This is a genomic window from Bacteroides sp. AR29 (assembly GCF_900217715.1).
GTDB lineage: Bacteria > Bacteroidota > Bacteroidia > Bacteroidales > Bacteroidaceae > Bacteroides > Bacteroides uniformis.
Map to the genome: position 1 here is coordinate 279,660 of NZ_OBMS01000002.1, position 25,936 is coordinate 305,595.

A 25,936-nucleotide genomic window follows, 5' to 3' on the forward strand; every position below is an offset into this window, starting at 1 on the left:
CTATTTCCCCGTGCCCATTACTCCCGAGTCATTGTCACTGTTGTTTACCTTCCGCTGTGCTGTCTTGAAACTGCGGCCGAACGAGAAGTTGTAGGAAAAGTTCACCAGGAACATGCGGGAGCTTTCTTTTATATAATTATTTGTCTTGTAGGATGCGAATTTATTCCAGTTTTCGCTTTGTACTTTATAGTTGTCGGTGAAAGGATTGAATGCACCGACTCCTACCCGAAGATTCTTATGCTTGTAATATACAGCTAACATCTGGATGTTTTCTCCTCCCGAGAGGGTTTCTCCCCAGAAATTGTTCCAATTGGTGTTTATCTGCCAGAACAGAGAGAACTGTTTGTAGTTTAATGAGGCTTCTGCCTCACAAAACCAGTTGGTGTAGGTATGCGAGTAGTGATTGCCATGGCTCATGTAATGGTTGACACCGCCCGTAAAAGAAAATTGCAGAATGTCGCGGATGGGTCCTACGCGGAGCATGGCACGCCCGGAGAGTTTCTGCCAATCCTTCTGATTGTCCCAAGTCTGCACTATTTTGTTGCCTTCTTGAATCTTCTCGTCCATAATGGCATTGGGACGATAGTCATAGGCTCCCCATAGATTGGTATAAAAGATGCCTTTTTTCCATTCGTAAGTCAGTTCCGTATGATAGCACATATATGATTTCAGATGCGGGTTGCCACGACGTATCTGGAATGAGTCCACTGCTTGCTCCACATCGCTGAGGTCGCCCAATGAAGGAGAAGCGTTATAGATGTTTCCCTTCCAGCGGAGGTAGGAGTTGTCTGACATGGCATAGTGCAGAACGATACTCGGGTTGAAACTGTAGTTCTCGGTAGATTTGTCCTTGCCGCTCTGATTATAGTAGAAACGAGTCATGGCCACTCCCAGCCGGTAGTTTAGTTTGTCTATCTTTCCACGGTATTCTCCGAATATGTATGTGTTCTCTTGGTGCATATTGGTTTCATAATAATGCCCGTTTCTGTATTCATTGTTAGAGTAGGACTGTGTATGGCTCAGACCGAAGCTCAATGCGTTCCCCTTGGAATATTGCTTCTCATAAATGGCCTCGGCAATCAGGGAGTATTTGTTGCCTCGGATATTGTTGTCAATATCGGTCAATATGTTCCCCGGGGTGCTTTCTTGGTAGAGCCGCTGCGATTTTTCCCGATTATAGGTGCCTACTACATTGAATACCAGGGTTTGCTTGTTTTTCAGATTCTGTTGGTAGTACAAATCCAGTGAGGGACGTGTCCAGCTCTGGTCGGTACGGTCGGTCATGTCTACCACGTCCGTTTCATCATTGGCATTATAGAGAGTTCCTTTATAATCCCAGTGTGGCTGATTGTTTCCTCGAAGGCGGAAGGTGGCGCTGAAAAGGGAATTCTCAGAAGCCTGCAAACTATAATTTACGTTTAGGTTGTGCTGGCACATGGTTGCCTTGCTGGGCTCTCCTTTCTCCAGGCGTCTGAGTGTAGTGCCGTCTGCCAGGTGGAATTCTTCTTCATTGTCGCGGTACATGCCGTTAAAATCCCGCGGTCCCATGTAGTAGGAGAAGCCGAATTCTGATTTTTTATGGTTTACTTTGCCGTACAGATTATAGTTTCCCCACATCGTGTTCAATCCTTGGGAAATGTCGGCACCGAAGTTTCCGCCCGTTTCGGGACGGCGCACTATGTAGTCCAAAACGACTTCGGCATTACCGTAGCGCAGTCCCGGATTGTCATGGTACTCTATACGTATAATGTCGGCAGGGCGAATGGCTTTTATCTCGTCTATTTCGGCTTTGACTCCATTGATGCGTAATTGCAGTTCTCCACCGCCGGACAATCCAATCTCATTGTTCATGGGGTTGACCAGAATACGTGGCAGCATCAGTTCCTGCAACAGATTCACTCCGTTTGTGGAAGTTTTCATTTGTCTTTCGGATGGGAAAACCAGTTTGCGGTCTGCACGGCTGATTTGGCTGGAGCCGGTGATAGTCACTCCTTCCAGTGCGATGGAGGCACTGTCCAAGACGATTGGTCCAAGGTCGGTATGGTGCTTTACTCCATTGAGGGTGATGTATTCGGTATTATACCCGATGCTGGAAAGAACAAGTCTGTAATCTCCGGCAGCAGTGTTCTTGAAGATGAATTCTCCTTCTGGACTTGTGGTCACACCGGCGACAAAAGTAGAGTCGATGGTCTGTAATACCACATTGACATACTCTATACTCTTGTCGGAAGCATCGCGGACGGTTCCTTTTATTTCTATTTTTTGAGCAAAAGCATTCTGTGCCATACTGCCCAGCAGCATGGTTATAATCATTAATTTTTTCATATTGATACGATGGTTCTAATCCTTATTGCAGTAGGCCTTCCTGTTTTTAGGGTGTTTCTGCTTGTTAGACGAAATGACTGGTGAAAAGGTTGCATCAGACATTGAAAAATGTTGCATGATGCTGTTATTCAAAGCAAACGTAGTGACTGATTTTCTCCAAATCGGTATCGGAGAATTCCTCGTAAAGTGCAAAAGGTTTCAGACTATGAAGGTCGCCTTTCTTCTTCCGGTATTCTACAAAGGCCTTTGCCTGGTAGAAGTTGATGTAAGGATGGTGGCGCAGCCTCTCTATGCTACTACGGTTCAGGTTGATGAGGTGGATGGCCCGGGTGTCGATGGAAAACCAGGACTGCAATTGGGTGGTGTCCAAATGGATTTCTTGTAATTGCGTGATGTTGTAGAATCCTCCCAAGCGTTGCCGATAACCGATGATTAGACGGGCAATGCCACTACCGATGCCTGGTATTTTCTTCAGTTCTGTGGTGTCGGCGCGGTTCAGGTCGACAAGGGTCCCAGACGGATATTTTTCCGGTGCAATTCGGAAAGTAACGGCGCTGTCATTGCTTGCAGGAGAGCTGTATAACTGGACGGTTCTTGTTTCTGTGTCTTCCGGAGTGATGTGGATATAGGGTAGGAGTGTCTGATATTGTTTTTCTGTCATTCCATATATTTTCCGGAAATCTTCTGCCTTATGGAACTTCCCTCCTTTACTACGGTAGCGGAGTATGTTCCGCGCCATCCATCCGGGCAGTCCCAGTCGGCAAAAAATGACGGAGTCGGCGATATTGGGATTGAAACGGGCCAAGGAGACGGTTGTCGGTTGTTTTTGGGAGGAAGGTTTAAGTCTGTTGTCCCATTTTTGTTCCTTTTCTTGTATGGATGCGATGAACGATTCGTATTCTGCCATGGCAGTGGCCTGCCGCCGGATTACTTCATCGGAGAGGGGGCGGTTCTCTCTTTGGTATATATAAATATACCCGGAGAGAAAGACGAGAATAATGCCGGTAATCAAAACCAGTATTCCGCGCCTTTCTCCCCGGGAGAAATAAAGGAATTCTTTAAAGGGGTTCTGCATGATGGCCTATTTCAGAAAACCCAGTTCATTGATAAAAATCAGTGCAATTCCTATCGGAGCAATATATTTCAGGATGAATATCAATAGCTTGTAGACGGATACTTTCAGAGTGCCATTGTTGCTGACTTCTTCCCATACGATTTTCTTGTCCAGATACCAGCCTATGAAGATGGAAATGAAGAAACCGCCTAACGGTAGCATTAGCTTGGCCGTTACAAAGTCGAACAAATCGAATAGGTTTAGCCCGAATACGGTATAGCTTTTGCCGATACCGAGAGACAGTGAGCAGAATACTCCTAAGAAAATACAGCCCGCTGTCACGTATCTGGCTGCCTTGCTGCGTGAGAACTTGAACTCTTCATGTAGATAGGCAGTTACCACTTCGTGCAGGGAAATGGTGGAAGTAAGTGCTGCCAATGCCAGTAGGATATAGAACATCAGAGACAGCAGTATCGCCAGCCAGGGAATATTGCCGAACGCTTGCTGAAAGACATTAGGTAAGGTGATGAATAGCAGACTAGGACCCGCATCCGGTTTGATGCCTACAGAGAAGGCGGCAGGGAAGATGATGAATCCTGCCAAAATGGCTACCATGGTGTCGATAGCCGCCACGTTGAGTGCCGTTTTGGGCAGGTTCGTATCATTGCGGAAGTAAGAAGCGTATGTACAGAGACATCCCATCCCCAAGCTCAAGGAGAAAAATGCCTGGCCCATGGCTCCAAGGAACACATTGCCGTCCACTTTGCTGAAGTCCGGTTTCAACAGGAATTCAATGCCTGCTCCTGCTCCGGGCAGGGATATGGAGCAGATGGCAAGGATTATCAATAGGACAAATAGCATTGGCATCATGATTTTGGCTGATTTTTCAATACCTTTTTCCACTCCTTTGACAATGATGAGATGGGTGGCCAACAGGAACAGCACCAGCCAGATGACCGGACGCCAGGGGTTGCTGACAAAGCTGTTGAAGGATGCGATGAAATCGGCTGCCGACTTCCCGGCAAAACTGTTGGTAGCCGCTTCGCCGATAAACTCAAGCGTCCATCCTGCCACAACGGAGTAATATCCCAGAATAAGGAATCCGGCCAGTACGCCCATACGTCCTACCCAGCGCCAATGCGTGCCGGGTGCCAATTTCTGATAAGCCCTTGCCGTATTGGCACGCGAGCGCCTGCCGATGAGGAATTCTGCAATCATGATGGGGATGCCGAGAATGAGCACGCAAACCAAGTATACAAGGATAAATGCCGCACCTCCGTGATTCCCGGTCTCAAACGGGAAACGCCAGATATTGCCTAAACCGACTGCGGAGCCTGCCGAGGCAAGTATGACGCCTAATTTGCTTCCGAAGTTGGCTCTGTCACTTTTTGTCATAAAACGTAGATTTTTCTTTCAATTCGTTATTAATACCAGCTAAAACATGCAAATATAGAAAATGTTCTGTACTTTTGCGCACAGTTCGTTGATAATTTGGTATATGCTATATTATATTAAGAAATATCCGGTGTCGCTTTTTATTATTCTGACGGTGATTTATCTTTCATTCTTTAAACCGCCTTCTACAGAAATAAGCAAGATTCCCAATATAGACAAGGTGGTGCATATCTGTATGTATTTCGGCATGTCAGGAATGCTGTGGCTGGAGTTTCTTCGCGCTCACCGGAGAGACAACGCCCCTTTATGGCATGCATGGGCAGGGGCGTTTGTCTGTCCCGTTTTGTTCAGCGGAATGGTGGAGTTGCTGCAAGAATACTGCACGACATACCGTGGTGGAGACTGGCTGGATTTTGCGGCCAATACCACGGGAGCGGTGCTTGCATCAATGGTCGGCTATTTCATTTTAAGGCCAAGGATGAAATAGGATTATAAGTATTCAACTACGGAACTTAGCTTGATGCCGTTCGACCCTTTTATCAGAATTGTTTTCCCGCAAGGTTTCTCTCTTTGCAGCTCTGCGATGAGTGCGGTTACATCGGGATAACTCTGATAAGAGTGGCGTGTGGCGGCAAACAATTCCCCTACAAGAACTACATCCTTGAATCCGCATTCTTCCAGATAGTCTGCAATCTTCTGGTGCTCGTCGGCACTGTCTTTACCCAACTCCCGCATATCTCCCAATATCAACATTTTGTTTTCGGCCTGCATGTTCCGGAAGTTACTAATGGAAGCCATCATGCTTGTGGGATTGGCATTATAGGCATCGATAATCAGAGTGTTGTCCGCTGTTTTTTTCAGTTGTGAACGGTTGTTTTGCGGGGTATATCTGGCCAGTGCCTTGTCTATTTTCTCCGGTTCCACACCAAAAAAATGTCCGATGGTGACAGCTGCCAGAGCATTGGGGAAGTTATATTCACCGATAAGCCGGGTTTGTACTTCGTGATATTTGCTTTCGTTGTCCGTTTTCCACTCGAAGGTGAGGTAAGGAGAATTGCCGGTGACGTGTCCGTTGATGTACAGCCCGTCCTCACTGCCGTAGGCAATCTGGTGGAGTCCGTAGGCTATCTTTTTCAAGTAGGGGTTGTCGTTATGGATAAAGATGGTAGCTTCTTTCCGCGTCCGCAGATAGTCGTACATCTCTCCTTTGGTCTTGATGATTCCTTCAAAAGAGCCGAATCCCTCCAGATGGGCTTTTCCTACGTTGGTAATGATCCCGTAGTCAGGTTCGGCTATCTCTACCAGCTCCTTGATGTCTCCCGGGTGGCTGGCACCCATTTCCACCACGGCAAGGTCGTGTTCAGGGCGCAGGCGGAGCAAGGTGAGGGGAACACCGATGTGATTGTTCAAATTTCCCAAGGTATAGAGCACGTTGTGAGTTTGCGAAAGTACGGTGGACATCAGTTCCTTGGTAGTAGTCTTTCCGTTTGTACCCGTAATGCCGATGATGGGTGTACGCATCTGCCGACGGTGGTAATTGGCAAGTTGTTGCAAGGTCTTCAAGCTGTTTTCCACCACGATGTATCGTGTATCGCCTGCGGGGGCATAGGCTTCTTCATCTACTATGGCATAAGCACTTCCGCTTTCCAGCGCTCGGGCGGCAAAGGCATTTCCGTTGAACGACTCGCCTTTCAGCGCAATGAATAAAGAGCCTTGGGGGCAGTTACGGCTGTCAGTAGTGACACTGGTGCATGTTAGGAATATCTGATGTATAGCTGTTATATCCATGACTTTATAATTAAATCAATCTGTGTGAATCTGTGTAATCTGTGGTAAACCATCGTGCAAAGATATAGTTTTAATCCTCTCCCTTCCCGGGTACAAGCAAAAAACTTATCAGTTTTATGAGTTTATGTATTTTGAAACCACTTTTTTGTTTACATTTGCAGGTACTATATAGAACAGACTGCCTATGGAAATTACAACTGCCCGATATATAAATGTCAACGGTTCGCTGCTCGACCTCTCTCAACCCCGTGTCATGGGCATACTGAACGTTACTCCCGATTCCTTTTATGCCGGTAGCCGTACACAGACAGAGGTGGAAATAGCACGCCGGGTGAAACAGATAGTTTCGGAGGGAGCGGCCATTATTGACATAGGCGCTTACTCTTCCCGTCCCAATGCCGACAATGTCTCTGCCAGGGAAGAGATGGAACGGTTGCGTATGGGCCTGAAAATACTTTTTGAGATACAGCCGGATGCTGTGGTGTCGGTAGACACTTTTAGGGCGGATGTGGCAAGAATGTGTGTGGAAGAGTATGGTGTTGCCATCATCAATGATATTGCGGCCGGTGAGATGGATGCGAATATGTTCCATACCGTTGCGGCATTGAACGTACCTTATATTATGATGCACATGCAAGGCACTCCGCAAAGTATGCAGCAGCATCCTCATTACGACAATCTTCTGAAAGAGGTTTTCTTGTATTTTGCGCGCAAGGTGCAGCAATTACGTGACTTAGGTGTAAAAGACATCATTCTGGACCCCGGTTTCGGCTTTGGAAAGACAATGGAGCATAACTATGAATTGCTGTCCCATCTGGAAGAGTTCCGTATTTTTGAGTTGCCTTTGCTGGTAGGCGTTTCACGTAAATCGATGATATACCGCTTGTTGGACATTACTCCTCAGGAGGCGCTGAATGGTACTACGGTGCTCGATACCATCTGTTTGCTGAAAGGTGCTGACATTCTCCGCGTACACGACGTGAAAGAAGCCGTGGAAACCGTACGGATTGTGCAAGCCATGCGAAATAATTCCTAGTCCCTAACCCCTAATCATTCAATATCGTGTTTTTTGAATTTGGAATAAAAGATTTTATAGATATTCTGTTAGTGGCTTTCTTGTTGTACTATACGTATAAGCTGATGAAAGCCTCCGGTTCTATAAATGTGTTTACGGGTATCCTGGTGTTTATCCTGATATGGCTGGTGGTATCGCAGGTGCTGGAGATGAAATTGCTCGGTTCCATCTTCGACAAGCTGGTCAGTGTGGGCGTGCTGGCGCTTATCATTTTGTTTCAGGACGAGATACGGCGCTTCTTGCTGACACTCGGCTCGCATCAGCATGCCAGTGCGCTGGTGCGCTTCTTCACCGGTAACAAGAAAGAGAAGCTGGAACATGACGACATCATGCCGGTGGTAATGGCATGTATCAGTATGGGGAAGCAGAAGGTTGGTGCCCTGATTGTCATTGAACATAATCTGCCTTTGGATGATGTGGTGCGTACGGGAGAGATTATCAATGCCGATATAAACCAGCGTCTGATTGAGAATATTTTCTTTAAGAACAGTCCGTTGCACGATGGAGCGATGGTTATCAGTAAGAAACGTATCAAAGCGGCGGGATGTATCCTGCCTGTTTCCCATAATCTGGACATTCCTAAGGAACTGGGGCTGAGGCATCGTGCTGCCATGGGGATTTCCCAGGTGTCTGATGCGCATGCCATCATTGTATCGGAGGAGACCGGAGGTATTTCAGTGGCTTACAAAGGACAATTCTATCTGCGTCTGAATGCAGAGGAATTGGAAAGTTTGTTAACAAAGGAAAGCTAAGGTGTGACAAAATCTCCTATTTTTACGTCATATAACTATGATATAAAAAACAATATCTTATAACTAATAACTGAAAAGGATGGATAGACGAAATTTCTTACGGACGGGAAGTCTGGCGATGTTAGGTTCGCTGGCAGTACCCTCGTTGGCTATGCCTGCGTCAGTACGCGGAGCTTTAGGAGGAGCAGATAATCAGTCTGCCGTAGCTTCGGCAATGGTTCACTTCGGTGTGACGGAGGCTGACTTGAAGAAAGTGATGGCTGCCGCTCTGGAAAAAGGCGGCGATTATGCCGACCTTTATTTTGAACACACATTCAACAACAGTGTGGTTCTGATGGACGGCAAAGTAAACAACTGTGGAGCTAACATTGACTTCGGTATGGGCGTACGCGTATTGGCAGGCGACCAGACGGGGTATGCTTATGTGGAAGGGGTAACTATGGAAGAAATGCTGCGTGCTGCACGTACTGCTGCCCGTATCGCCTCTTCGGGCAAGGCCGGAAAATCTGTAGGACTGACGGAAAAGACAATTACCAAAAGCCGCTATGCCGTCACTGAACCTTGGGAGGACGTGAGTGTCAAGGCAAAAATACCTTATTTAGAAAAGCTGAACGAAAAGATTTTCTCTTTGGACAATCGTGTACGTAAGGTGCAGGCTTCTCTTTCTGACAGTACATCGCACGTGCTGTTCTGTAATTCCGAGGGCGTGAGCTACTACGACTACCGTCCGATGGTTTCTTTTATGGCAGTCTGTATCATGGAAGAGAATGGAAAGATGGAGAACGGTTATGCCGGTCGTTCTTACCGCAAGGGTTTTGAATTCATGACGGATGACATCGTGGATATTATTGCACGTGAGGCGGTGGATAAGACTGCTATCTTGTTCAAGGCTGTGAAACCCAAAGGTGGCGAAATGCCCGTCGTGATGGGGGCTGGCGGTTCGGGTATCTTGTTGCACGAAGCCATAGGACATGCTTTTGAGGCTGACTTCAACCGTAAACGTACTTCCATTTTCTGCGACCTTTTGGGAAAGAAGGTGTGCGATGAGCATATCAACGTGGTGGATGACGGTACCATCGCTTTCAATCGTGGAGCCGTGAATTTCGACGATGAGGGTGTGGAAGGCCAGAAAACCTATATCGTGAAGGAAGGTATCCTGACCAGTTATCTGCACGACCGCATCAGTGCCAAGCATTATGGGGTGGCTCCTACTGGAAACGGACGTCGCGATACTTTCCGTAATACTCCTATCCCCCGTATGCGTGCCACTTATATGGAAGCCGGCAATATGAAGGAAGCGGACATTATCTCCACCGTGAAGAAAGGTATCTATTGTGACCAGTTTACCAATGGCCAGGTGCAAATCGGTGCCGGAGACTTTACCTTCTTTGTGAAGTCGGGTTACTTGATTGAGGATGGCAAGTTGACGCAGCCCGTCAAGGATATAAATATCATCGGTAATGGTCCGAAAGCATTGGCTGACATCACGATGGTGGCAAATAACGATAAGATTGACAACGGTACTTGGACCTGTGGTAAAGACGGTCAGTCTTGTCCCGTTACCTGCGGTATGCCATCGGCACTAGTCAGCAAGCTGACTGTAGGAGGAGAAAGTTAATTATCAACTATCAATTAAAGACATGATTACAGACGACAATAAGAAATTGGCACAATGGGCAATGGAATATGCCTTGAAGAACGGTTGCCAGGCAGCCAAACTGGTGCTATATACAAATTCTAATTCTTCTTTTGAACTGCGTGACGGCAAAATGGACCGTTTGCAGCAGTCTACGGAGAATGGTTTGGGATTGAATCTTTATGTGGACGGACGTTTCGGCTCTTTTTCCACCAATCGGCTGGATAAGAAAGAATTGGAAACTCTTATCACGAATGGTATAGAGTCTACCCGCTATCTGGCGGTGGATGAGTCGCGTATGCTGGCCGACCCTGCACGCTACTATAAAGGAGGCAAGCCTGACTTGCAGCTTTTTGACAAGAAACTCTATGAAGTCAACCCGGATGATAAAGTGGCGATTGCACGTGCTGCTGCAGAGGAGGTATTGGGCAAGGATGAGCGTATCATTTCGGTTGATTCTTCTTATAGTGATGGCGAGGGTTCTTCCTATCGTTTGATAAGCAACGGATTTGAAGGCGAGTCGAAGAGTACCTGGTTCTCTGTCTCAGCCAGTGTATCCATTAAGGGAGAGGGCGAAGCTCGCCCTCAGGATTACTGGTACGACTCGGCTCTGTTCTATGATAAATTGACGAAGACGGGAATCGGTGCCAAGGCATTGGAACGCGTATTGCGCAAGCTGGGACAGAAGAAAGCAAAGTCGGGTAAATATACAATGGTGGTTGACCCTATGAATGTGGGAAACCTGCTCAGTCCGATGCTAAGTGCATTGTATGGCAGTGCTTTGCAACAAAAGAACTCCTTCCTGATGGATAAGCTGGATACGAAAGTGGCTTCCGACCTCTTCACGTTGCGTGACGAGCCGCATGCTATCGGTGCAAACGGTTCACGCTATTTCGATAATGAGGGTGTGGCTACCGAACCCCGCACTGTTTTTGACAAAGGCGTGCTGAAAACTTATTTCATCGATACCTACAATGGTAAGAAGATGGATATAGCTCCTACTATCAGTGCACCTTCACGTCTAATTCTGACACCGGGCGATAAGGACCTGAACGGATTGGTTGCAGATATTAAACAAGGCATCTTGGTTACGGGCTTCAATGGCGGTAACAGCAATAGCAGTACCGGTGACTTCTCTTATGGTATAGAGGGTTTCCTTATTGAAGACGGCAAGCTGACACAGCCCGTCAACGAAATGAATGTGACGGGTAACATGGTTACTTTATGGAATTCCTTGGTTGCTGTGGGCAATGACCCTCAACCGAACCGTTCATGGCAGATTCCTTCGCTGGTATTTGAGGGAGTCGACTTCAGCGGATTATAATGCTAGTTCAACATCAGGCTCATATATGGGCTTGATGTTGCAAATATTTTTTCGGTGAGTTCACCGATTGTAAGTGCCAAGTGGCTGCCCGGCAGACGCTTGGCACTATTCATATATTTACCATTGTTCAGGTAGTAGTAGCCGTTATTGGCACTGACCTGCTCATCGGTGAGATGAATGCTGAGTTCCAGTTCCGGATGGGCCGTAGCATAGAGTTGCAGCATGGTTTTGGCATTGATGATGCGTGCCATGCCCAAAAGTTGGCTTTCACCGGTAGCGGGAGGAGTGAGAACCCGGATGGACGGGAGATTCAGGCTTTGGCAGATATGTTGAAGCAGTAAAGTTTTTGTAGCGGGAGTATCCGACACGATTTCTCCAATGCGCCAGTTGGCTTTCCCTATCGGATAGGTAATGGCCAAAGCCGTGATTTCCTCCCCATTGCTCAATGTGCAAACGAAGCCCTGCCCCAGTTGTAAATCGGCAATGATAACCTGAAAATCCTCTTCCGTATGCTGAATGCAGCAAGGGCGCTCCCGCAATTTCCGGTCGAGATATTCATATCTTTTTTCAGTATATTCGGCAGACATTTCCAAAGTAAGGCCCGTATCGGCTGCCGGTGTGCCGGAAGCGATAAAAGTCTCTTCGGCATAGCGGAATACGGGTGCATAACCACTGCGGGCATAGTAGTCGAACAGCCACGGCTCTGCCGGTATCAAGGTGGATAAGGCGACATTATTGTGTAGCATCCGTGCAAAGGCTTGTGATAACAGCTCGTGCATTACGCCCCGGTTACGGTAATCAGGGTGTGTGCAGGCGCCGGATATATAGGCCGTATGAATATCTTCTCCTTCGAACGTCATAGGATAAGGCAACATCTGTAGGGCGGCAATCACTTCTTCGCCGCTTTGGATGGCAATATTGATATCATTGTTGTAGCGGAGCCGAAAATACAGTTCAGTAAATTCCTCGCTATCATTGAAACAGAGCTTCCATAAGTTCTTTACCTTTTCCCGTATCATCAATCCCTTATCCTTTTAATCCTTAATCTCTAATCCTTACTCTCACCATTTGATAGCTTCCACCGGTTCATCTTTCAGGCATGCCACGTATTTTTCCAGAATAATGGCAGGCTGGTACGAAAGTTTGGCCTTGCGCAATCCTTCAATACCCAAATCCTCTTCACGGTTGAGGTAGACATATTGTTCGGGGATATGGTTGGCAAATTCATAGTTAATCATTGCGTACGCTCCGTCTATGCTGGTGTCGGCCTTTTCCACATGTACTCCGAAGGTATCTTGGTTGATGGGCATTCCGAAAGTGAAGGCGGCAATTTTGCCGTCTACATGCAGGATGCCCCCGGTCAATCCCAGTTCTTCAAAATTGTGGAGGGCGTAGACCAGTGCGCGACGTTCGTTGCCCGTTCCTTCATGCTGGTCGCAATTGTTGGCCTTACACCATTCGGCTTCCAGGTCCAGACATTCCTGGATGCGGTCGGGAGTGATGGGAGTATATTCGTAATTATAGGTGCGTTTGAATTTGTTGACATGATTCCGTTTGGACTGGAATTTCTTTCCGGCAAGCGTGGCGAGGTCTGTACGCAGATAGAGGTAATCGGCATAGTCCCGGTCTGCTGTGAACTGGAATTTTCCGGGCATGAAGGCTTCCAGTTCCGAGCACATGCCCGAACATATTCCCAGCAGGCAGAAAGGTTCCCCTTCCCGGTGTGCGTCTTCGACCAGTGCGTCCAGTACTTTTGTCAAATCTCCGTTACCTATCGGCATCATGTACACCAGTTCATCGTTTGCCCAGAATTTCAGCAGGAGGAAGCCGTCCATGATGGCAAACTTTGTATTGTATAGAAAACGCCAGCTGCATAGGTTGGAGAATGAGAGGTCACAATTCCGTCGCGGACTGTTCTGTGTATAGGAAGTAATCAGTTCTTTGTCTTGTAATTCGATATCTTTAAATGAAATCATACGTTGTTTTTAGTTGGTTATGATTATAGATAACAAAAATAAGAAGATTTTGTTAGAGTAGCCCTAATAATCGCAGAATAGTTGGGGTCAGCAATGCAGTGAAAATACCGTTCAGGGTCAGGCCGAGGCTGGCGAATGCGCCGTATTTGCGGCTGATGTCCATGGCTGTGGAAGTTCCTACCGCGTGGGCGGCGGCTCCCAAGGAAAGGCCTTGTGCCATAGGACTGCCGATGTGGGTCAGTTTCATGGTCTTGAAGCCCAGTATTCCTCCCAGCAAGCCTACACAGACCACTACGGCGGCGGTAAGTGAGGGAATGCCGCCCAGCGACTTGGTTACTTCCATGGCTATCGGCGTAGTGACCGACTTGGGCGCCAGGGAGTAGATAATCTCGTCGGAAGCCCCCATCAATTTAGCTATCAGCACGACAGAGATAACTCCCACAATGCAGCCGGCAAGTTGTGACAGCATGATGGGGAGCAGCTGTTTCTTAATCGTTTCCAATTGGAGGTATAGGGGGACTCCCAGGGCCACAACAGCGGGTTTCAGCCAGAATTCTATCAGATGTCCTCCTTCATTGTAGGTCTCATAACTGATATGTGTCATCTTCAGGAAGACAATGAGGATGGCAATTGTCAGCAGGATGGGGTTCAGCAACATGATGCCGGTCTTTTTCTGCAGGAGTTTGGCCAGAAAGAAAATCCCGAAGGTGACAGCCAATAGGAAAAATTCGTTTTCTAAAAAGTTCATTTGATTTTACGTGTTAGTTGATGAACCCATCCGGTGACTACAATCACCAGCAGGGTGCTGATTATGGAAGCGGTCACTATCGGCCAGAACTCGGAGGCGATGACATCGAAGTAAAGCATGAGAGCTACACCGGGCGGTACGAAGAAGAAGCCCAGGTTGGCAACCAGGAAGTCGGACATACCCTGCACCCAGTGCAGTTTAATCCAACCCAATTTCAAGAATAGGGTGAGCAACAGCATACCGATGATGCTGGAAGGTAACTTGATACCCGTAAAGAAAACAATCAGTTCACCCAAAGCTAAGCATCCGAAAAGGATGGCGCATTGACGAATCATATTATTATAATACCTATTGTTATACGTTGAAAACGCTGCAAAGGTAGGTATTCTATGTATTGCTTGTTATCGTTGTATCCTGATTTTTTTTATGTCGTTTGTAGAGTCGGGCGGGTTGTTCCTGCCGGACGGGTAATTGTTTGTTGCAGAGGGGCACGTGTGCGTACACATGAATGCTGGGAATACCTAATGTTAAATATTATAATAATTATGGTCTGAACGGTAAAAAGACCGATGTTTGCAATGTAGATATTGCAAAATTGTGTACTTTTGCGGCGTGAATAACACATACTGCCGATTCTTAATAGACAATTAAAATATCATGCAAAGATTAATTAACGAAATTGTTGAGCGTGCCAAAGCAAACCGCCAACGAATTGTTCTTCCCGAGGGTACGGAAGAGCGTACACTGAAAGCTGCCAATCAAATCCTGACTGACGGAGTAGCCGACTTGATTATCCTTGGAAAACCTGCCGAGATAGAGGCTTGTGCCAAAGAGTGGGGGCTGGGAAATATAAACAAAGCTACCATTATCGACCCGGAAGACCATCCTAAGAAAGAAGAATATGCCCAACTGCTTTGCGAGCTCCGCAAAAAGAAAGGCATGACTATCGAAGAGGCCCGCAAGCTGGTTGTCGACCCGCTTTATCTGGGCTGCCTGATTATAAAGAATGGAGATGCTGACGGCCAGTTGGCAGGTGCACGTAACACTACGGGTAATGTACTTCGTCCTGCTTTGCAGATTATCAAGACTGCTCCGGGCATCACTTGCGTTTCGGGTGCCATGCTGCTGCTGACGCATGCTCCTGAATATGGAAAGAACGGTATCCTGGTAATGGGTGACGTAGCTGTGACTCCGGTGCCTGATGCTGAACAATTAGCACAGATTGCAGTATGTACAGCACGCACAGCCCAGGCAGTTGCCGGTTTGGACCCGAAAGTTGCCTTGTTGAGCTTCTCTACCAAGGGCTCTGCCAAACATGAAGTAGTAGATAAGGTCGTTGAGGCATTGAAGATTGCCAAGGAAATGGCTCCCGACATTGCCATCGACGGTGAATTGCAGGCCGATGCGGCTTTGGTGCCGGAAGTAGGTGCAAGCAAGGCTCCGGGTTCTTCCATTGCCGGACATGCCAATGTGCTGGTTGTTCCCAGTCTTGAGGTGGGCAACATCTCCTATAAGCTGGTACAACGTTTGGGACATGCCGATGCTGTAGGTCCTATCCTGCAAGGTATTGCCCGTCCGGTGAACGACCTTTCACGCGGTTGCTCCATCGAAGACGTTTATCGCATGATTGCCATCACTGCAAATCAGGCTATTGCAGCCAAAAAGAATGCTGAATAACTTTTAAATCTGATATATAGTATGAAAATCTTAGTATTGAACTGCGGTAGCTCGTCCATCAAATACAAATTGTTTGATATGGACCGGAAAGAAGTTATCGCCCAGGGTGGTATTGAAAAAATTGGTTTGAAGGACTCTTTCCTGAAGTTCACCTTGCCCAGTGGCGAGAAGAAAGTTCTTGAGAAGGACATTCCAGAGCATACCGTAGGTGTGGAATTTATCTTGAACACTTTGACAAGCCCTGAATATGGAGCCATCAAGTCTTTGGACGAAATCAATGCCGTAGGTCACCGTATGGTGCATGGAGGCGAAAAGTTCAGCGAGTCTGTACGGCTGACGCCGGAAGTGCTTGCCGCCTTCACTGCCTGCAACGACCTGGCTCCGCTCCACAATCCTGCTAACCTGAAGGGGGTAAATGCAATATCTGCCATTCTGCCTAATGTTCCGCAGATTGGTGTGTTCGATACGGCTTTCCATCAGACCATGCCGAAGCATGCCTATCTGTATGCCGTGCCTTACGAACTTTATGAAAAGTACGGCGTACGCCGTTATGGTTTCCACGGAACCTCACACCGCTACGTATCGCAGCGCGTCTGCGAGTTCCTGGGTGTAGAGCCGGAAGGAAAGAAAATCATCACTTGCCACATTGGCAACGGTGGTTCCATTACTGCCATCAAGGACGGTAAGTGTGTAGACACCAGCATGGGCTTGACCCCGCTGGAAGGTCTGATGATGGGTACCCGCAGTGGTGATATTGATGCCGGTGCCGTTTCCTTCATCATGGAGAAAGAGGGTCTGGATGCCAACGGCATCTCCAACCTGTTGAACAAGAAGAGCGGTGTGCTGGGTATCTTCGGTGAATCCAGTGACATGCGCGACCTGGAAAATGCCGTAGCTGCCGGCAATCCGAAGGCTGTTCTGGCTGAAGAAATGTACTTCTACCGCATCAAGAAATATATCGGTGCCTATGCTGCTGCTTTGGGTGGTGTGGATATCGTGGTATTTACCGGTGGTGTCGGCGAGAATCAGGCAAGTGCCCGCTGGGGTGCATGTGAAGGCCTGGAATTCATGGGCATAAAGCTGGATGCCGAGAAGAACAAAGTACGCGGTGAAGAAATGGTTATCTCTACCGAAGATTCTCAGGTGAAGGTGGTGGTAATTCCCACTGACGAGGAACTGATGATTGCTTCGGACACGATGGATATTCTGAAGAAGTAATATCGCTGTAATATTTCCCGGTTCCGGCTTCCCGGAGTCCGGATGTGGTTTCGCCCCTGCAAATATGTAATGTATTTGTAGGGGCGAAATGTTTTCCGAATCCTTTAAAATCCTTATCTTTGTTACTCGGTTAAAAACAATAAAGGCAATTTTTCGAATAACTTTAAATAAGAACTGCTTATGAAACGATTAATGTATGTGTTGTTCTTTGTACTGCTGACCAGCGGCATGGCCTATGCCCAGCAGGCGAAGTACGTGTTTTATTTCATCGGTGATGGAATGGGTGTGAACCAGGTGAACGGTACGGAGATGTATCTGGCCGAACAAGAAGGGCGCATCGGTGTAAAGCCTTTGCTGTTCACTTCTTTCCCGGTTGCCAGCATGGCAACTACCTTTTCTGCCACCAACTCGGTGACTGACTCTTCTGCTGCCGGAACAGCCTTGGCTACCGGTGCAAAGACCTACAACGGCGCCATTGGTATGGACGATAACAAGAGTGTGCTTCAGAGTGTGGCCGAGAGAGCCCAAAAGTCCGGTAAGAAAGTTGGGGTAACTACCAGCGTCAGTGTAGACCATGCTACTCCCGCCGCATTCTATGCCCATCAGCCGGACCGTGGCATGTATTACGAGATAGCCCTCGACCTGCCGAAAGCCGGTTTCGACTTCTATGCAGGCGGTGGTTTCTTGAAACCGACTACCACTGCCGACAAGAAAGAGGCTCCGAGCATCTTCCCTATCTTTGAAGAAGCCGGTTATACCGTTGCAAGAGGCCTTGACGAATACAAGTCAAAGTCTGCCCAGGCGGACAAGATGATTCTTATCCAGAAAGAAGGGGCAGAGCCTTCTTGCCTGCCCTATGCCATCGACCGCCAGGAAGGCGACTTGACGCTGGCCGAAATTACCGAAAGCGCCATCTCTTTCTTGACCAAAGGCAGTAACAAGGGTTTCTTCCTGATGGTTGAAGGTGGAAAGATTGACTGGGCCTGCCACGGAAACGACCCCGCCACAGTCTTTGAGGAAGTGGTGGATATGGACAACGCCATCAAGGTGGCTTACGAGTTCTATAAGAAGCATCCCAAAGAAACGCTGATTGTGGTAACTGCCGACCATGAAACCGGCGGTCTGGGTCTGGGTACCGGTAAGTACGAGCTTCAACTGAAAGCCCTTGCCAAGCAGAAGCAGTCTCAGGATATCCTTTCGCGTTCCATCACGGACTTACGCAAGATGCGCAAGGTTATCAACTGGCCGGAAATGAAGGAATTCCTGGCAGAAAAGATGGGTTTCTGGAAAGAACTGCCGGTGAGCTGGGAGCAGGAGAAGATGCTGCGTGATGCTTACGAAGAATCATTCGTGAACAAGCATGTAGTGTTTGAGGAAAGTCTTTATGCCAAGACTGAGCCCCTGGCCGTTGCCGCCAAGAAGGTGATGAGCCAGATTGCCATGGTAGGCTGGACCAGCGGTGGCCATACAGCCGGATATGTGCCGGTATTCGCAGTAGGTGCAGGCTCCAAGCTGTTCGTGGGTAAGATGGACAACACGGAAATCCCGAAACGCATAGCCAAGGCTGGCGGATACAAATAATAGAAAGTCACCACAGATTACACGGATTCTCACAGATTGGAAGCTCTGATATCAAGTATAAGAGACTAATCTGTGAGAATCTGTGCTATCTGTGGTGGCTGTCAATTTATTCCTTAAGGTCCTTCTTTATAATTTCATCCATCTCCCGGATACGTTTCTCCCGTTCCTTGGCGGATTTTATTTTCTGGTCCTTGTATCCGGTATCTGTCCGTTCGGAGACCTCTTCGCTCCATTCCTCGAATTCATCCGTTGCCGGACGTCCGTGCGGGTCTATGTTCTCTTCGGCAATCGGGTCGTTTCTGTAAATCATATCATCCATGACGCTAATGTTTTTAATGTTATGATGTTATTACAACCATGCCGGGAAAAAGTTCCGGTAACCTTCACTTTTTCGTAATCGTTTATAAGAATAAACGTTTTATAGCGCGGGCAGCAGATACTTCCATATTAGATTCAGCTCTGCCTGCATGTCGGGGATGTTGGCGGTGACGGCAATGACGGCATCCTTGTCCGGCAACACCAGTATGTATTGTCCGTTGGCACCATCGGCACGGTAGGCGTTGTGGTGGCAGCGCCACATCTGGTAGCCGTAGCCCTGCAGCCAGTCGCTTGTCTTGGCGCTCATCTTCGCTTTCTTCAGCATCTCCGGTTTCATGCCGGCGGGCAGTGAGGGCACTTGGCAGGCAGATGCCTCCTTTACCCATTCTTCGGGCAGAATCTGCTGTCCGTTCCAGTTTCCTTTCTGCAGGAACAGTTGTCCCATCTTGGCAAGGTCTTCCGTTTTGAGGTACAACCCCCAGCCTCCGGTATTGATGCCTTGCGGGCTTTCCTGCCACCGGGCGTTGACGATGCCAAGCGGGCGGAACAGACGGGGATAGAGATAATCCACCACTTTCTCGCCCGTCACTTTCTGTACGATGGCTGAGAGCATGTAGGTTCCCAGGCTGTTGTAGGTGTAGAAGGTACCGGGCTTGTGCTCCACGGGGAAGGCAAGGAACTCCTGCACCCAATCGGCGTCTGCCTTTTTGCGTACCGTTCCGGTGGGGTCGGTGTCGTGCCCGCAGTTCATGGTCAGCAGGTCGCGTACGGTCATGGCTGCCAGATTTTCGCTGACGGTTGCCGGAAGCTTGTCGGGGAAGAAGGAGATGACCTTGTCCGTCAGCTTCAGCCTGCCTTCGGAGGCGGCAAGTCCCACGGCGGTGGCGGTGAATGTCTTGCTGACGGAGTTTAGGATGTGAGGCTCATCCTCTTTCCCTTCGCCCATCCATTCTTCGGCAATGACATTGCCGTGTTGCACAATCATGATACTGTGCAGGTCTTGTCCGGCTTTCTTTACGGCATCCAGATATCTGTTCATGGCCTTGTCCAGCTTCGGAGTAGCGGCGGCGCGGGGCAGGCCCTTGGTCAGTTGGTTGATGGAAATCAGCTTTATGCCTTTGTCTTCAATGGCTTTCCGGACGCGGGGGCTTGTCAGCAGGTCGGTCACTCCCTGGCGGTCCAGCGCCACGTCCTCATATCCGATGTGGAAGACGGTTTTCATTTCATCGTTGTCCAGTGCCGGGTGGTCTAAGAAAAGGTAGCGCTGGCCCGGTTGCAACTTCTCCAATGCTTTGATGAAGCTGGCCTCCTTTTCTTCGGCGGTTCTTTTGGGGCCGTCGTACCCGATGTAGGTAAACCGGTAGTCCTTGGAGGAGTCCATGCGGTCGATGGACGGCAGGTTGTATTCTTTGGCGAGCCGTTGCACCAGCTCGTTCACTTCCTTGCTGAAACCGGTGGAGAGCATGTGTCCGGACAGATGGCTGAGTTGCGGAATGCTTTTCAGCGTCGTCTCTATCTGCGCGCGGAACTCCTGCTCTATCTCCTTGATGTCCCATTTCTGCTCCATGATGGACTGTCCCGGATAGGCGGGGTTAGGGAACATCATCGGGTAGAAATAGCCGTTCTCGTCCGTCAGGCTGGGGCAGTGGGTCAGCGGACGCCACTTCACGTTCTCCCACTCGCTGGTGATGACGAGGTGCAGGCCGACGTCCAGTCCCGGATTTTCTTTCAGCATCTTGATGGCTTCTGGATACCAGGCTGCTACGGGCATCACTTCCACGCTGCGGGCAATACCCGAGCGGTAGGTCTGGATGCAGGCTTCGTTGACGGAATGCAGGGCACCGAGATCGTCAATGCGGATGACAAGTGTCGGGGCGCCGGATTGTCCCCATACCGGCAATGCTCCTGCTGCGAGCAGGCATCCGGCAATCATGTTTTTCAGTCTTAAAGGTTTCATGGGTGGTAATGGTATGATGGTTAACAGTTTGGCAATGCGGGCTATAGCTTCGTCTCTCCCTCCACAAAATTCTCAAGGAAGAGGTTCTCGCCGTCAAAGACGGCGTACGAGAAGTAGTTTATCCAATCGCCGAGGATGAGGATGCGGGCGGTACTGCTCAGCATCAGGTCCAGTTCGATGTGGCGGTGACCGTAGATGAAGTAGTTGATGTTGGGATGGCTTTTCAGGTATTCCTTGGTGTAGAGCACCAGGTATTCGTTGTTTTCTCCCATGTATGCGGGTTCTTTCCCGTCTATGCGTTTCAAGCGGCTGTGCTTGGCCCAGTTCAGTCCCAGCTCCATGCTCCAGCGGGGGTGCAGGGCAGAGAACAGCGTCTGTAGGGTACGGCTGCGGAACATGGCGCGCAGCATCTTGAACTTCTTGTCCGGGTCGCCTAGCCCGTCACCGTGGGCAAGGTAGAACTCTTTTCCGAAGATTTCGGTGGTCAGCGGTTCGCGGTGTATCATGACGCCGCACTCCTTGGTCAGATAGTCGCCGCACCAAAGGTCATGGTTTCCCGTGAAAAAGTGGACTTCTACTCCCAGGTCGGTCAGTTCGGACAGCTTGCCCAGAAAGCGGGTGTATCCTTTGGGCACTACGGTACGGAATTCGTACCAGAAGTCGAACATGTCTCCCAGCAGGTATACGGCCGATGCCTTGTGCTTGATGCTGTCCAAGAAGTTGACCAGCCTCCGTTCTTGGGTTCGTCCGTGTTCGATGGCTCGTGAGCCCAGGTGAGCATCCGAGAGGAAATATACATTCTTCATTTTCAACTTTCCATTTTCAACTTTGAACTTTCAACTGATTTAAAGGAATCCCAGCTCCAGTTTCGCTTCTTCGCTCATCATGTCCTTGTCCCACTCGGGTTCGAAAACGAGATTGATGGTGGCGGAGGTTACGCCGTCGATGGATTCCACCTTCTGGCGCACATCTTCCATGATGAAGTCGGCTGCCGGACAGTTGGGGGCAGTCAGCGTCATGTCGATGGAGGCTTCTCCCTGGTCGGAGACGTCTATTTTGTAAATCAGTCCCAGGTCGTATACATTTACCGGTATTTCCGGGTCGAATACGGTCTTGAGCATGGAGACTATTTTCTCTTCTATTTCAAATTTGGTCATATTCGTAGGGTTTTATATATAGGTTTTCAAAGAACAAAGCTATGGAATTTAATTGAAAATGCAAAGGAACGCCCTCCTTTTCATTACTTCAGAAAGGGTTTGACGGTGGGGAAACACGCTTCACCCTCTGGGGGAACTCCCTTTACCCCTGGGGAAACTCCTTTTACAATAGGCGGTAAAGGTCTTTACAATATGGGGTAAAGAGCGTTACAATATAGGGTAACGGCTTTTACATACCGCGGTAACGGCTTTTACATTGGCTGGTAAATAGCAGGTAAATACGATGTGCTGATAGTTAGTGTTATGACCGCTTTTGTCTTTCGTATAGTATGTCTGTAACTTGGATTATTTATAGCAATCCTTCGTCGTTGAAGCTGTAATGGCTTCCGTCCGTGACGATGACGTGGTCGGTCAGGTGTATGTTCATGGTTTGGGCGGCTTTCCTCACGAGTTCCGTCAGCCGCTGGTCGTCGTTGCTGGGGTGCGGGTTGCCGGAGGGATGGTTGTGGATAAGGGCTATCTGTGTGGCGCGTTGCAGCAGGGCTTCGCGCAGGATGCTGCGCACGTCGGCGGTGGTCTGGTCGATGCCGCCGCGGCTGATGCGTACCTTGTCTATCACTTTGGCGGCGTGGTTCATAAGCAGTACCCAGAATTCTTCTGTGGCAAGGTCGCAGAGCAGGGGATGGAACAGCTCGTAGATGTCGGCGGAAGAGCGGATGGCGGTACGTCCGGAGCGTTCCTGCAGCTTGCGGCGTTTGCCCAGTTCCAGGGATGCCATGACGGTGATGCTTTTGGCGGGGCCCATGCCTTTGAATCGGGAGAAGTCCCGCACCTCCCATTTGCCCAGGCGGTTGAGGTCGTTGCCGCAGGCGGCGAGTATGCGCTGCATCAGTGTCACGGCGGTTTCTTCCGTATTGCCGGAGCCGATGAGGATGGCTAGCAGTTCGGCATCGCTCAAGGCTTCCGCCCCTTTCTGCATCATCTTTTCCCGCGGGCGGTCCTCTGCAGCCCACTGGTTGATATTCAGTTTCTCCATATCATCCCTAATCCTTAACCCCTAATCCTCCTTATTTGTAAAAGTTCTTTTTGAACGCCTCGAACTCGTCCTTGCCAAGTATGCAGCGGTTCCACCAGGCGCGCAGGAACCCCGTCCCGTATCCGATGAGCTGGATGAAGGAGGCGGCAACGGAGTAGAGCCCGATGCTGAGGCTACGGTTCCGGATAGTGGAGTCCATGCATACCAGAAGCGCATAAAGAGCGATGGGCAGCAGGCTGTACGGGCAGAAGGGCGTTCCCAGCAGGAATATGGCCACTCCCAGGGTAAATGCAGCCGGCAGCAGGTGGACGAGCTTCAGCGATTCCGGATACTTCTTGTACAGATTGATGCGGGCAATCCCGGAATTGTGTACCTGCTTGAAGAATTTTCGGAAGTCTGTCCGTCGCTTGTGGTATACCCAGGCACCGGGGAACAGCCGGCACGTATATCCTCCCTTGAAGATTCGGATGCTGAAGTCGATGTCCTCCCCGAAGCGCATCCGCGAGAATCCGCCCAGGGCTTGGTACACTTCCTGCCGCACACCCATGTTGAAGCTACGCGGATAGAACTTGTCCATCTTCTTCTTCCCCCCACGGATACCGCCGGTGGTGAAGAAGGAGGTCATGGAGTAGTTGATGGCTTTCTGTATGTTTGTGAATGATTCGTGCGCGCGGTCGGGGCCTCCGAAGGCATCGGCGGCTTCGTGCTGCAGCTCTTCTTCCACAGCAAGGAAATAACCTTCGGGCAGGATGCAGTCCGAATCCAGTATTATCAGGTATTCGCCCTTGCTTCGTTCCGCCCCGTAGTTACGGGTCTGCCCGGGGCCGGAGTTGGGCTTGTCATAATAATGCACGTCCAATAGTTCCTGATACTTCTCTGTGACCGACTTGCAGGGGATGGAGGAGCCGTCCTCCACCACAATCACTTCAAAATCCTTGAAACTTTGCTGCGTCAGGCTTTGCAGCAGTTCATCCACCTCATCGGGGCGGTTGTATACGGGGATGATGACGGAGTATCTCATGGGTATGGCTTTATGTTTTGGTTGTCTCCGCAAAGATATATCATTTAAGCTTTGCAGATGAATAAATGGAAAGAAAAATCCCCGGATGCCAAGTGGAGCACCGGGGATGATATGAAAAGGGCATTTGCCTGATTTCCAAAAGGGCTTATGCTTTTACGCGGCTTACGTAAGAACCGTCGCGCGTATCGATTTCGATAGTCTCGCCTTCGTTGATGAACAAAGGAACGCGGACCGTTGCACCTGATTCTACCGTAGCGGGCTTCAGCGTGTTGGTGGCTGTGTCGCCTTTCAGTCCCGGCTCCGTATAGGTAATCTTCTGCTGAACCTTGATGGGCACATCAGCATAGAGTACGGTTTCTGTAGAAGCGTCTGATACCACGTCTACTATCATTCCTTCGAGCAGGAAGTCAACACCGTTGATGAGGTCGTGGGCGATGGGAATTTGGTCAAAAGTCTCCTGGTTCATGAATTGGTAGTTGTCACCGTCATGATAGAGGTATTGGTGGGGACGACGTTCTACACGTACGTCTTCCAGTTTCTCACCGATGTTGAAACGGCGTTCCAGAACGTAACCGTTCACCACGTCTTTCAGCTTGGTGCGCATGAAAGTATTACCTTTTCCCGGCTTTACATGCAGGAAGTCGATACAGAAATACAGCTTGCCGTCCATACGGATGCAAGTTCCGATTTTAATGTCTTGGGCATTAATCATACTTATAGTCTTTAATATTATTATATTGGTATTTACTTCGTTAGTGCTGGTTTGCGAGTGCAAAAGTAATGGAAATCGGTAAAAAACACAAAAACTTTTGAGAGAAAATGAGTTATCTCTTGGTTTATTTGAAAAAAGTATCTATTTTTGCAGCCCGAATTCGTGAGAATAATAACATAAAACAAGATACAGTAATGAAAAGAACATTTCAACCCTCGAACAGAAAGAGAAAGAACAAACACGGTTTCCGTGAGAGAATGGCTACAGCAAACGGCCGCAGAGTATTGGCAGCACGTCGTGCTAAAGGCAGAAAGAAACTGACTGTTTCTGACGAATACAACGGAGTAAAGGCATAATAGTCGTTCTCGTTCGTATTAAAGAAATAAGGGAGCTGCAAAAGACTGATTCTGGTCTTTTGCAGCTTTTCTTATGTATTGTGCCCGCTTCTCCGGAAAAAACTATTGCCAACTCCGTGTACTATGTGGTGAAAATTGTATCTTTGTCCCAAATAATGCATTATCGATTATGACAATAAAAGATTTTTTCTCTTTCCGGCAGAACCGGTTCTTCTGGGCGAACATACTTGCGATGGCCGTTGTGGTAGTGGGATTGCTGTTCGGAGTGCTGAAAGGACTGGATATATATACCCGCCACGGCGAGGCTGTGATAGTGCCCGATGTGAAGGGCATGGGAGTGGAGGAAGCCGAGAAAATGTTCCGTAACCGCGGCTTGGTCTGCATCGTTTCGGATTCCAGTTATGTCAAGACTCTTCCTGCCGGCTGCATCCTCGAATATAATCCGGCAGCCGGACAAAAGGTAAAGGAAGGACGTACCATCTATCTTACAATCAATACGATTGAAGTCCCTCTGCACATAGTACCCGATGTGGCGGACAACAGTTCGCTGCGGCAGGCGGAAGCGCGTATTCTGGCTTCGGGCTTCAAGCTGGCCGAGATACAGTATATTCCGGGAGAGAAGGACTGGGTGTATGGCGTGAAGTATAAGGGCCGTCAGCTTTCCATCGGCGAGAAAGTGCCCGCCGGTGCAGTGCTGACGCTGATGGTGGGAGATGGAGGCGCCTTGCAGGCAGACTCCCTGGGAGTGGATTCTGTGGGAGGTACCGTTGAACCCATGTTGTCCGAAGACTCCGCGGCAGATGAGTCCTGGTTCTGATAAACATCTGACT

Annotated in this window: 25 protein-coding genes; 10 read left to right on the forward strand and 15 right to left on the reverse strand. The window is 48.9% G+C overall.

Annotated elements, in window-relative coordinates; genetic code table 11:
* From CSD97_RS00925 to CSD97_RS00935, 3 genes are all read right to left on the reverse strand, one after another.
* Entirely contained in the window at nt 1-2,325 is a 2,325-nt protein-coding gene (locus CSD97_RS00925) for a TonB-dependent receptor (RefSeq protein ID WP_098031841.1), read from the reverse strand.
* A gap of 124 nt (nt 2,326-2,449) precedes the next feature.
* On the reverse strand, nt 2,450-3,400 hold the full coding sequence (locus CSD97_RS00930) for a helix-hairpin-helix domain-containing protein (RefSeq protein ID WP_008662822.1): 951 nt from the start codon (nt 3,398-3,400) through the stop codon (nt 2,450-2,452).
* 6 nt (nt 3,401-3,406) lie between these two features.
* Nucleotides 3,407-4,774: a sodium-dependent transporter gene (locus CSD97_RS00935; protein WP_005834711.1), complete on the reverse strand. Its 1,368-nt coding sequence runs from the start codon at nt 4,772-4,774 to the stop codon at nt 3,407-3,409.
* Nucleotides 4,775-4,877: 103 nt separating this feature from the next.
* Between CSD97_RS00935 and CSD97_RS00940 the strand changes: the two genes are divergently transcribed.
* Entirely contained in the window at nt 4,878-5,261 is a 384-nt protein-coding gene (locus CSD97_RS00940; RefSeq protein WP_005824913.1) for a VanZ family protein, read from the forward strand.
* 2 nt (nt 5,262-5,263) lie between these two features.
* Here the strand turns inward: CSD97_RS00940 and murF are convergent, their stop codons facing one another.
* Nucleotides 5,264-6,562, reverse strand: a complete 1,299-nt coding sequence (murF, locus tag CSD97_RS00945) for a UDP-N-acetylmuramoyl-tripeptide--D-alanyl-D-alanine ligase (protein WP_098031842.1) — start codon at nt 6,560-6,562, stop codon at nt 5,264-5,266.
* A gap of 184 nt (nt 6,563-6,746) precedes the next feature.
* Between murF and folP the strand changes: the two genes are divergently transcribed.
* The 4 genes from folP to CSD97_RS00965 all read left to right on the forward strand — a co-directional run bounded on the left by folP (nt 6,747) and on the right by CSD97_RS00965 (nt 11,349).
* Nucleotides 6,747-7,598, forward strand: a complete 852-nt coding sequence (gene folP, locus CSD97_RS00950) for a dihydropteroate synthase (RefSeq protein WP_005824910.1) — start codon at nt 6,747-6,749, stop codon at nt 7,596-7,598.
* Between the two features lie 26 nt (nt 7,599-7,624).
* On the forward strand, nt 7,625-8,389 hold the full coding sequence (gene cdaA / locus CSD97_RS00955; protein WP_005824908.1) for a diadenylate cyclase CdaA: 765 nt from the start codon (nt 7,625-7,627) through the stop codon (nt 8,387-8,389).
* A gap of 79 nt (nt 8,390-8,468) precedes the next feature.
* Nucleotides 8,469-10,007, forward strand: a complete 1,539-nt coding sequence (locus CSD97_RS00960; protein WP_005824906.1) for a TldD/PmbA family protein — start codon at nt 8,469-8,471, stop codon at nt 10,005-10,007.
* A gap of 22 nt (nt 10,008-10,029) precedes the next feature.
* Nucleotides 10,030-11,349 (forward strand): TldD/PmbA family protein, encoded by a 1,320-nt coding sequence (locus CSD97_RS00965; protein ID WP_005834721.1) that lies wholly within the window; start codon nt 10,030-10,032, stop codon nt 11,347-11,349.
* 2 nt (nt 11,350-11,351) lie between these two features.
* Here CSD97_RS00965 and CSD97_RS00970 read toward each other — a convergent pair whose 3' ends face one another.
* Genes CSD97_RS00970 through CSD97_RS00985 form a run of 4 tightly spaced genes read right to left on the reverse strand, consistent with a single transcriptional unit; the run spans nt 11,352 to nt 14,408 of the window.
* Nucleotides 11,352-12,368, reverse strand: coding sequence for a GNAT family N-acetyltransferase (locus CSD97_RS00970; protein ID WP_098031843.1), 1,017 nt, complete (start codon nt 12,366-12,368; stop codon nt 11,352-11,354).
* 42 nt (nt 12,369-12,410) lie between these two features.
* Nucleotides 12,411-13,325 (reverse strand): DUF2156 domain-containing protein, encoded by a 915-nt coding sequence (locus tag CSD97_RS00975; RefSeq protein WP_005824900.1) that lies wholly within the window; start codon nt 13,323-13,325, stop codon nt 12,411-12,413.
* Nucleotides 13,326-13,377: 52 nt separating this feature from the next.
* Nucleotides 13,378-14,073 (reverse strand): LrgB family protein, encoded by a 696-nt coding sequence (locus tag CSD97_RS00980; protein ID WP_005824898.1) that lies wholly within the window; start codon nt 14,071-14,073, stop codon nt 13,378-13,380.
* Nucleotides 14,070-14,408 (reverse strand): CidA/LrgA family protein, encoded by a 339-nt coding sequence (locus tag CSD97_RS00985; RefSeq protein ID WP_005824896.1) that lies wholly within the window; start codon nt 14,406-14,408, stop codon nt 14,070-14,072. The genes CSD97_RS00980 and CSD97_RS00985 overlap by 4 nt, the downstream gene beginning before the upstream one ends.
* Before the next feature lie 322 nt (nt 14,409-14,730).
* Between CSD97_RS00985 and pta the strand changes: the two genes are divergently transcribed.
* The 3 genes from pta to CSD97_RS01005 all read left to right on the forward strand — a co-directional run bounded on the left by pta (nt 14,731) and on the right by CSD97_RS01005 (nt 18,549).
* Nucleotides 14,731-15,750 carry a phosphate acetyltransferase gene (gene pta / locus CSD97_RS00995; protein WP_098031844.1) on the forward strand — a complete coding sequence of 340 codons (1,020 nt, stop codon included), beginning with the start codon at nt 14,731-14,733 and terminating at the stop codon, nt 15,748-15,750.
* Nucleotides 15,751-15,771: 21 nt separating this feature from the next.
* Nucleotides 15,772-16,968: an acetate kinase gene (locus CSD97_RS01000; protein WP_005834728.1), complete on the forward strand. Its 1,197-nt coding sequence runs from the start codon at nt 15,772-15,774 to the stop codon at nt 16,966-16,968.
* A gap of 180 nt (nt 16,969-17,148) precedes the next feature.
* On the forward strand, nt 17,149-18,549 hold the full coding sequence (locus CSD97_RS01005; RefSeq protein WP_098031845.1) for an alkaline phosphatase: 1,401 nt from the start codon (nt 17,149-17,151) through the stop codon (nt 18,547-18,549).
* A 106-nt stretch (nt 18,550-18,655) separates the two neighbouring features.
* Here the strand turns inward: CSD97_RS01005 and CSD97_RS01010 are convergent, their stop codons facing one another.
* From CSD97_RS01010 to efp, 7 genes are all read right to left on the reverse strand, one after another.
* Complete coding sequence (locus CSD97_RS01010) at nt 18,656-18,868, reverse strand: hypothetical protein (RefSeq protein ID WP_008662841.1); 213 nt, start codon at nt 18,866-18,868, stop codon at nt 18,656-18,658.
* Nucleotides 18,869-18,967: 99 nt separating this feature from the next.
* A complete protein-coding gene (locus CSD97_RS01015; protein ID WP_098031846.1) occupies nt 18,968-20,824 on the reverse strand; it encodes a ChbG/HpnK family deacetylase in 1,857 nt (618 codons plus the stop codon).
* 41 nt (nt 20,825-20,865) lie between these two features.
* The gene (locus CSD97_RS01020; protein ID WP_005824878.1) at nt 20,866-21,630 is read right to left on the reverse strand and encodes a UDP-2,3-diacylglucosamine diphosphatase; all 765 of its coding nucleotides are present in this window, start codon (nt 21,628-21,630) and stop codon (nt 20,866-20,868) included.
* A gap of 39 nt (nt 21,631-21,669) precedes the next feature.
* Nucleotides 21,670-21,981: an iron-sulfur cluster assembly protein gene (locus CSD97_RS01025; RefSeq protein WP_005824875.1), complete on the reverse strand. Its 312-nt coding sequence runs from the start codon at nt 21,979-21,981 to the stop codon at nt 21,670-21,672.
* A gap of 349 nt (nt 21,982-22,330) precedes the next feature.
* Nucleotides 22,331-23,017, reverse strand: coding sequence for a DNA repair protein RadC (gene radC / locus CSD97_RS01030; RefSeq protein ID WP_005825180.1), 687 nt, complete (start codon nt 23,015-23,017; stop codon nt 22,331-22,333).
* A 31-nt stretch (nt 23,018-23,048) separates the two neighbouring features.
* The gene (locus tag CSD97_RS01035; protein ID WP_098031847.1) at nt 23,049-24,038 is read right to left on the reverse strand and encodes a glycosyltransferase; all 990 of its coding nucleotides are present in this window, start codon (nt 24,036-24,038) and stop codon (nt 23,049-23,051) included.
* A gap of 145 nt (nt 24,039-24,183) precedes the next feature.
* Complete coding sequence (efp, locus tag CSD97_RS01040; RefSeq protein ID WP_005825176.1) at nt 24,184-24,750, reverse strand: elongation factor P; 567 nt, start codon at nt 24,748-24,750, stop codon at nt 24,184-24,186.
* Nucleotides 24,751-24,944: 194 nt separating this feature from the next.
* Here efp and rpmH point away from each other — a divergent pair, with 194 nt between their 5' ends.
* Nucleotides 24,945-25,106 carry a 50S ribosomal protein L34 gene (rpmH, locus tag CSD97_RS01045; RefSeq protein WP_004292199.1) on the forward strand — a complete coding sequence of 54 codons (162 nt, stop codon included), beginning with the start codon at nt 24,945-24,947 and terminating at the stop codon, nt 25,104-25,106.
* A 169-nt stretch (nt 25,107-25,275) separates the two neighbouring features.
* Nucleotides 25,276-25,923 carry a PASTA domain-containing protein gene (locus CSD97_RS01050; protein WP_005834739.1) on the forward strand — a complete coding sequence of 216 codons (648 nt, stop codon included), beginning with the start codon at nt 25,276-25,278 and terminating at the stop codon, nt 25,921-25,923.
* The last annotated feature ends 13 nt before the right edge of the window (nt 25,924-25,936 follow it).

What these genes read in the sequence shown, in the direction of transcription:
- radC (WP_005825180.1), bottom strand. Translation starts at nt 23,017, where the DNA reads ATGGAGAAACTGAATATCAACCAGTGGGCTGCAGAGGACCGCCCGCGG.
- rpmH (WP_004292199.1), top strand. Translation starts at nt 24,945, where the DNA reads ATGAAAAGAACATTTCAACCCTCGAACAGAAAGAGAAAGAACAAACAC.
- CSD97_RS00935 (WP_005834711.1), bottom strand. Translation starts at nt 4,774, where the DNA reads ATGACAAAAAGTGACAGAGCCAACTTCGGAAGCAAATTAGGCGTCATA.
- pta (WP_098031844.1), top strand. Translation starts at nt 14,731, where the DNA reads ATGCAAAGATTAATTAACGAAATTGTTGAGCGTGCCAAAGCAAACCGC.
- CSD97_RS01000 (WP_005834728.1), top strand. Translation starts at nt 15,772, where the DNA reads ATGAAAATCTTAGTATTGAACTGCGGTAGCTCGTCCATCAAATACAAA.
- CSD97_RS00970 (WP_098031843.1), bottom strand. Translation starts at nt 12,368, where the DNA reads ATGATACGGGAAAAGGTAAAGAACTTATGGAAGCTCTGTTTCAATGAT.
- folP (WP_005824910.1), top strand. Translation starts at nt 6,747, where the DNA reads ATGGAAATTACAACTGCCCGATATATAAATGTCAACGGTTCGCTGCTC.
- CSD97_RS01035 (WP_098031847.1), bottom strand. Translation starts at nt 24,038, where the DNA reads ATGAGATACTCCGTCATCATCCCCGTATACAACCGCCCCGATGAGGTG.
- murF (WP_098031842.1), bottom strand. Translation starts at nt 6,562, where the DNA reads ATGGATATAACAGCTATACATCAGATATTCCTAACATGCACCAGTGTC.
- CSD97_RS00960 (WP_005824906.1), top strand. Translation starts at nt 8,469, where the DNA reads ATGGATAGACGAAATTTCTTACGGACGGGAAGTCTGGCGATGTTAGGT.
- CSD97_RS00940 (WP_005824913.1), top strand. Translation starts at nt 4,878, where the DNA reads ATGCTATATTATATTAAGAAATATCCGGTGTCGCTTTTTATTATTCTG.
- CSD97_RS00930 (WP_008662822.1), bottom strand. Translation starts at nt 3,400, where the DNA reads ATGCAGAACCCCTTTAAAGAATTCCTTTATTTCTCCCGGGGAGAAAGG.
- CSD97_RS01025 (WP_005824875.1), bottom strand. Translation starts at nt 21,981, where the DNA reads ATGACCAAATTTGAAATAGAAGAGAAAATAGTCTCCATGCTCAAGACC.
- CSD97_RS01015 (WP_098031846.1), bottom strand. Translation starts at nt 20,824, where the DNA reads ATGAAACCTTTAAGACTGAAAAACATGATTGCCGGATGCCTGCTCGCA.
- CSD97_RS00975 (WP_005824900.1), bottom strand. Translation starts at nt 13,325, where the DNA reads ATGATTTCATTTAAAGATATCGAATTACAAGACAAAGAACTGATTACT.
- CSD97_RS00980 (WP_005824898.1), bottom strand. Translation starts at nt 14,073, where the DNA reads ATGAACTTTTTAGAAAACGAATTTTTCCTATTGGCTGTCACCTTCGGG.
- CSD97_RS00985 (WP_005824896.1), bottom strand. Translation starts at nt 14,408, where the DNA reads ATGATTCGTCAATGCGCCATCCTTTTCGGATGCTTAGCTTTGGGTGAA.
- CSD97_RS01050 (WP_005834739.1), top strand. Translation starts at nt 25,276, where the DNA reads ATGACAATAAAAGATTTTTTCTCTTTCCGGCAGAACCGGTTCTTCTGG.
- CSD97_RS00965 (WP_005834721.1), top strand. Translation starts at nt 10,030, where the DNA reads ATGATTACAGACGACAATAAGAAATTGGCACAATGGGCAATGGAATAT.
- CSD97_RS01020 (WP_005824878.1), bottom strand. Translation starts at nt 21,630, where the DNA reads ATGAAGAATGTATATTTCCTCTCGGATGCTCACCTGGGCTCACGAGCC.
- CSD97_RS01005 (WP_098031845.1), top strand. Translation starts at nt 17,149, where the DNA reads ATGAAACGATTAATGTATGTGTTGTTCTTTGTACTGCTGACCAGCGGC.
- CSD97_RS00925 (WP_098031841.1), bottom strand. Translation starts at nt 2,325, where the DNA reads ATGAAAAAATTAATGATTATAACCATGCTGCTGGGCAGTATGGCACAG.
- CSD97_RS01010 (WP_008662841.1), bottom strand. Translation starts at nt 18,868, where the DNA reads ATGGATGATATGATTTACAGAAACGACCCGATTGCCGAAGAGAACATA.
- efp (WP_005825176.1), bottom strand. Translation starts at nt 24,750, where the DNA reads ATGATTAATGCCCAAGACATTAAAATCGGAACTTGCATCCGTATGGAC.